Source organism: Kurthia sp. Dielmo, assembly GCF_000307285.2.
Lineage (GTDB): Bacteria > Bacillota > Bacilli > Bacillales_A > Planococcaceae > Kurthia > Kurthia populi.
In genome coordinates this window covers 31,007-32,578 of sequence record NZ_HE578969.1, presented here as the reverse complement: position 1 = coordinate 32,578, position 1,572 = coordinate 31,007, and the positions used below count along the sequence as shown (strand labels likewise).

The 1,572-nt window shown below is 35.9% G+C and carries 2 protein-coding genes; both read right to left on the bottom strand.

Features of this window, described 5'->3' with window-relative positions; translation table 11 throughout:
* Positions 1-851 (bottom strand): terminase large subunit domain-containing protein (locus tag KTHG_RS20575; protein ID WP_255512525.1); only part of this gene is annotated, 851 nt, incomplete at its 3' end.
* Positions 852-854: 3 nt separating this feature from the next.
* A complete protein-coding gene (locus KTHG_RS20570) occupies positions 855-1,394 on the bottom strand; it encodes a helix-turn-helix domain-containing protein (protein ID WP_222424360.1) in 540 nt (179 codons plus the stop codon).
* Positions 1,395-1,572: the final 178 nt, after the last annotated feature.

Below are 1,572 nucleotides of genomic sequence, written 5' to 3'. Positions count from 1 at the left end.
TTTAATGGTTCCTGCAGCGCTGGATTAGCTTTTGCCCATACCTCTGGCTTATCTAATTCTTCAATGCTATCTAGTTCACAAATATATGGGAATAAACCTCTGAAGGGTGTATGCCCATTTAATAAATCCTCACACTCACGATATTTAATATCAAAATAGCCTTCTCGTACAAAACCCTTTGTACCAATAAAGAATTGACGGCCACAATCGACTTTACCTAAACCACCAGAAAAGACATCGACAATTTCCGTTGTTTCCATCTCGTGATATTCATCATAGATAACAGCCCCTTCACGACCACCATCTTGTGAGCTGGCATTGCTTGTTTTATATTCAAAAACACTTTGCGTAGTTAAACCAGTGATGCTACTTTTATAGGCTTCAAATTCCTCTAATAAATCTTCATTGCCTTTTTTATTAATGACCCGATAGCATTCTTGGAAACTACGTTTTGCCTGCTTTTCCGAGTTGGCCACAATCGATACATCATAATAATCAATACCATGCAATTCACTAATGAAATAGTTGGCCAGTGTCGAAATAAATCCATTCTTACCGCCACCACGTCCCATATTAATAACAAATTCATCAAATACAGGCTCATCATCTTCTACGTAAAATAAAAAGATGAATGGGGTTATAAATGTTTCCCATTCATCTAATTCAAAATACCAAACTTGGCTAAATTCAATATAGTTATTAATTTGTTCTTCGTTGAAATAATACAAGTCGTCACGTGGTAGAATCATCGTTTCAATTAAGGTTAATAATTGCTCACGCTTTTTATTTAAAAGTATCGCTCCATCTTTCCACTTTTGTATGTAGCTATCTACATAATCATTTTTCAACATCTATTATCGACCTAATAACTTCGACTTTTTAGATTTTGTTTCTTGTGGAAGTAATTCAGTTAATTGTTTCATGATGGATTGATACGTGCGATCACGATTATCATAGTTTTCTACAATTGGTCGTTTTCGGTCATATGGAATTTGATTTTCACTTTGTGAGAATTTTTCATACTCACCATTTTCTAAAATATCTTTCCAGTTATCATCGAGTAAAATACGGAGTCGTGCAGCTTGTGTGATTAATCCATCTGACAATTTCCGTTGTGGTTCTGGAATCGTCTTAAAAAGTAGTTTGATTCGATTTTCTTCAGCTGCTACTCGATGTTCCATTTCATCAATTCTATCGTTTAATAAGTAAACTAACGATACACCCAAGTTTTTAGCGATGCTATTGAGCACGTCTAAACTCGGTGAATTTCGTCCATTCTCGATGCTGGAATAATAGTTTATGGAAATGCCACAAGCCTTTGATAATTCTACTTGCGTCAGGTTTTTTTCTTTTCTTTTTTTGCGCATTCGTGAGCCTACTTCTTGTTTATCCAAATTAATCACATCCTTTCATTTGAGGTGGTAGGGGTGGGGTGGGTGAAACGAACACGTTACATTTGTTGAAATAACCCCACCCACCGGTAGCCAAATATTTTTTTTGAAAGTCAAAGGGTTTTGAGCCGGGGGTAGTTCTTTAATCCCAGCTTTCATCATCTGCCCACTTATTTTTTTG